The sequence below is a fragment of the Methylobacterium sp. WL6 genome (genome assembly GCF_008040095.1).
In the GTDB taxonomy this organism is placed as follows: domain Bacteria; phylum Pseudomonadota; class Alphaproteobacteria; order Rhizobiales; family Beijerinckiaceae; genus Methylobacterium.
This window is the reverse complement of the sequence record NZ_VRVH01000346.1, coordinates 1-4,380: the sequence shown is the minus strand read 5'-3', so window position 1 is coordinate 4,380 and position 4,380 is coordinate 1. Positions and strand designations below refer to the sequence as shown.

Sequence of the window (4,380 nt, the reverse complement as noted above, 5' to 3'; positions counted from 1 at the left end):
GCCGCCGCGATCACCGCCGGCCGGGCGAAGACCGCCGCGTCGCCCACCCGCCGCGCGGTGGCCTGGAACGTCGATTCCGACGCGTCCACCAGCCGCGCGAACTGCTTCGGCATGCTCTCGCGCGATACCGGCCACAGCCGCGTGCCCGAGCCGCCGCACAGGATCACGGGCAGGATGCGGGCGGTGCTCATCGGACGACTCCTGTTCCTGGGACCGGGCCGCACGGCCCGGTCTCGGCGAACCCACGGTAGCGCCCGCGCCGCCGCGAGGCGACTCGATGCCGGTCCGGCCGGCCGCGAATCCGTCGTGATGGCAAACGCCCGGCGTCGGGCGCCTCGGCCGGCGGCCTCACTCCAGCCCGAACGTCCGCCCCGGGAACCCGGCCGCATCGAAGTAGCGCTGGTCCCCGACCTGCTGGAAGCGCAGAACCGTGGTCAGGCCCGCCGGCGACGGTTCCGAGCGGAGCGTGCCGGCCTGCGCCTGCGGCACCGGAGCCTCCCGCATCGCCTCCCGCATCGGGCGGCCGATCAGGCGGCCCTTGGCGGGGATCTCGAGCTTGAGCAGGGCGGCGAGCGTCTGCCCGAGATCGGCGTTGCTCACCGGCAGCGGGTCGACGAAGCCGGCCTTGAAGCTCGGGCCGATCGCGGCCATGAAGTTGTGGGTGTCGGCCCGGCTGAAGCTGCCGTGCATGCCCTGGCCCTGCTGCAGCGCCGTGTCGGCGACCTCGACGACGCAGGTCTCTGGGTTGGCGCAGCCGGTGCTGTACGAGCGGAAGTTGACGACGATCGCCGGCGTCGGCGTCGCGGCCTCGCCCTTCAGGTTCACCGCCGAGAGCGGCAGCGTGCCGGGGAAGCGCCCGAGCGCGTCGTCGACGAACAGGCCGCTGACGTAGTCCTGCGCCAGGAGCGCCGCGATCGTGCGCGCGGCGAGCGCCCTGTCGCCCTTCGGCAGGTAGACGAGGTCCGAGCCGCCGTTGACCGCGACGACGAGGTCCGGCGCCTTCGGGTCGGGGCCGAGCAGGGCGTTGCCGAGCTTCGGCCGCTGGCCGGCGAGGACGGGGGCGGCGCTCGCATCGGGCTCGTGCAGCGGCAAGCCGAGGGCGGCCGCGAGGTCGAGCGCGAGGAAGCCCGGCGGCAGCTGCCCCGCGGGCACGCCGGGAAGCGCGGTCTTCGCCGACGGGCTCGTCGCGCTCTCCTTCGAGATGGTCGAGAAGCCGTGGTCGGCGGCGACGACGATGTCGGTGGTGTCGGCCAGCCCGAGCGCGTCCAGCGCCCGGCGCAGCGCCGCGAGGTTGTCGTCGGCGTTGCGGATGCCGGCGAGCGAGGTCGGCCCGTTGATGCCGGGCACGAGCTTGCCCAGGCTGTCGCCGTGGTTGTGCTGCACGGCGTCCGGATCGCGCGACCAGTAGACCAGCACGAACGGTTTTCCGCGGGCCTTGAACAGCGGCAGCACGACCTTCGTGGCGACGTCGACGAAGTAGGCCTGCTGCGCGACGTTGGCGACCAGCGTGCCCGGCGTCGTCGCGTCGCCGGCCTTGCCGTTCTCCCCGCGCGAGGGGGCGGCCAGCGGCAGGCCGCCGGCCGCCAGCAGGCCCCGCATCTCGGCGCTGAAGGGGATGCCGCGCGCCGAGCCGGTGTCGTCGTCGACGATGATCGTCGGGGCGCCGTCGCGGCTGGTGTTGTCGAAGTTGAGGGTCGGCCCGAGCTTGCCGATCGCCGCGGTGCTGATCCCGGCCTTGGCGGCGGCCCGCAGCACCGTCTCCTCGTTGAGCCAGTCGCCGTTGAAGAAGCCGTTCATCTCGCCGAGCACCGCATCGTTCTCGACGAAGGGCGTCACCGTCCCGTTCTGCGCCGCAACCGGCTTGCCGACGTAGATCGTGTTCGAGAAGTCGCCGGTGTCGCCGAGGTGGTGGCCGGTCGCCATCGCCGAGCCGTTGGCGGTGGTGAAGGTCGGGAACAGCGAATGGCTGTTGGCGAGGTTCACGCCCTGGTCGCGCAGCGCCGCCATGGCGGGCGCGGTCTCCGGGGTGACCATCCCGGCGCGCATCCCGTCGGGGACGAACAGGATCACGTTGCGGGGGCGCTCGGCCGCCGCGGCGGCGGTGCCGAGCAGGCCGGCGACGATGACGCCGTTGAGGATCGCACGCATCGCCGTCGTCTCCTGAAGCGCCGGCTGGAACGCGGCTCGGGGCCGCTTCTCCCCACGTCCCCATGACGTCCGTGTGACGACGAACGCGGGCGGGGCGGCGGGCGGGTCGGAATCCCCGGCCCGCCCGCGCGATCGGGGCGCGACGCCTACATCGGCGGTGTCAGCCCGTCCTTGCCGACGGCGACCCGGCGGGCACTCAACGCGCTGCCGTCGCGGGCCGCGGTGACGAAGGCCTTGGCGCCGGGCTTCAGGACCGCCCGGTCGGCCGGCTCGAAGGTCACCACCGGCACCTGGGGCGGCACGACCACCGTCTGCGCGCCGTCCTTGTAGGTCACGGTCAGCGTGCGCTCCCCGCCGCCGGCGGCGCTGGCCGACACGGTGCCGTTGGTCATCGCGCTCTTCACCCGGGGGGCCGGGGCGTCGGCCTTGACCGTGCCGTTGGTCATGGCGCTCTTCACCCGGGCGCCGCCGGCGGTGGTGTCGGGGATCGCGTCCCAGCCGTAATGGCCCTCGCCGGTGCCGCGCATGGCTTCGGGGAACAGCACGACCTCGATCGCGGTGCGCGGGCTCTCGCCCTTGGTGGCGGTGCCGATGAAGGTGCCCTCCTTCACGTCGTCGAGGCTGGCCTTGACCACCGAGACGAACTTGGTGTCGTCGCCGAGCGCGATCGTCTCCGACACGCCGTCGATGGTCTTCAGGGTGATCGCGCCGGGCGCGACCGCCTCGATCGTGCCGCGCAGGCGCTCGACGACCGGGGCGGCCTGGGCGCCGCCGATCGACAGGAGGCCGGCGAGGGCGAGAAGCGGGAGGCGTGTCATGAGGGTCCTGACGTTGGGAAGGCCCGACCATCCGGCACGATCGTCCGAAAGCCTGCGGCTGCGGCCCGACCGCTATCATGCCGGCGCCGGGCCCGGCACCCGCCGGCCGGCGCGGCCATCCGCCTCGCCGGGGCTCGGCCGCGGGGCCTTGCCGCGAAACCTTTCCGGCCGATCTGGTGTTCGAACCGACGGGCCTTTCGCCCGCTCCACCATCGGACAGGCATGCAGATCCACCTCGACGCGGTCGGCGGCATGGCCGGCGACATGTTCGTCGCCGCCCTCCTCGACGCCTTTCCCGAGCACGCCGAGGGCGTGTCGGCGAGCGTCCGCGCGGCGAGCCGGGCGGGCGTCGCCTGCCGCGTGCTGCCGCACAACGACGGCGTGCTCCAGGGCAGCCGCTTCCTGGTCTCCGGGCCCGGCGAGCCCGGTCCCGCGCCGCAGGGCGCGGACCGGCACGCGCACGGCCATCACGCGCACGGCCCCCACGATCACGATCCTGCGCACGGCCCGTCGCACGCCCACGCCCACGCGGGCGACCACGGTCACGATCACCGCCCGTGGTCCGAGATCCGCGTCGCGCTCGAACGTGCCGATCTCGAAGCGGCGGTGCGCGGGCACGCGCTCGCGATCTTCGGCCACCTCGCCGAGGCGGAGGCGCGCGTGCACGGCATCGCGGTCGAGCAGGTGGCGTTCCACGAGGTCGGCGCCTGGGATTCGATCGCCGACATCGTCGCCGCCGCCCACCTCGTCGCCGCGCTCGGCGCCACGCGATGGAGCGTCGGCGCCCTCCCCCTCGGCTCCGGGATGGTGCGCACGCAGCACGGCCTGCTGCCGGTACCGGCCCCGGCGACCGCGCTGCTGCTCGACGGCTTCCCGACCCGCGACGACGGCGTGCCGGGCGAGCGGGTGACGCCCACCGGCGCCGCGATCCTGCGCCATCTCTGCGGCGGGGCCGGATCGGCGCCGAGCGGCCCGCGCCGTCTCGGGCGCTCCGGCGTCGGCTTCGGCACCAGGCGCCTGCCCGGCCTGAGCAACTGCGTGCGGGTGCTCGCCTTCGATGACGCGGCCCCGATGGCGGCGCCGGAGACGCATCCGGACCATCGCACGATCGCGGTGATCGAGTTCGAGGTCGACGACCAGTCCGGCGAGGACTTGGCCATGGGGCTCGACCGCCTGCGGATGCGGGACGACGTGCTCGACGTCGTGCAGATGCCGGTCTTCGGCAAGAAGGGCCGAATGATGGCGCATGTCCGCCTGCTCGCCCGCGCCGACGCCCTCGATGCCGTGGTCGCCGCGTGCTTCTCCGAGACCGCGACGATCGGCCTGCGCCACGCGCTCGTCGCCGGCCGCGCCCTGCCCCGCCGGGCCGCGACCGTCGCGGTCGAAGGCCGGGACGTGCGGGTCAAGCTAGCGG

Annotated in this window: 4 protein-coding genes; 1 reads left to right on the top strand and 3 read right to left on the bottom strand. The window is 74.2% G+C overall.

From position 1 onward, the window contains the following. The 3 genes from FV230_RS25205 to FV230_RS25195 all read right to left on the bottom strand — a co-directional run. Positions 1–191, bottom strand: a 191-nt coding sequence (locus FV230_RS25205) for a sugar phosphate nucleotidyltransferase (protein WP_246694994.1), incomplete at its 3' end; no start/stop codon positions are given. Positions 192–348: 157 nt separating this feature from the next. After that, positions 349–2,148, bottom strand: a complete 1,800-nt coding sequence (locus FV230_RS25200; RefSeq protein ID WP_147844343.1) for a nucleotide pyrophosphatase/phosphodiesterase family protein — start codon at positions 2,146–2,148, stop codon at positions 349–351. Positions 2,149–2,294: 146 nt separating this feature from the next. Next, positions 2,295–2,966, bottom strand: coding sequence for a metal ABC transporter permease (locus FV230_RS25195; RefSeq protein ID WP_147729579.1), 672 nt, complete (start codon positions 2,964–2,966; stop codon positions 2,295–2,297). A 222-nt stretch (positions 2,967–3,188) separates the two neighbouring features. On the opposite strand from FV230_RS25195, the gene FV230_RS25190 reads away from it, so the two are divergent. Then, positions 3,189–4,380: LarC family nickel insertion protein (locus tag FV230_RS25190; RefSeq protein ID WP_147844342.1), on the top strand; the 1,192-nt coding region annotated here is incomplete at its 3' end.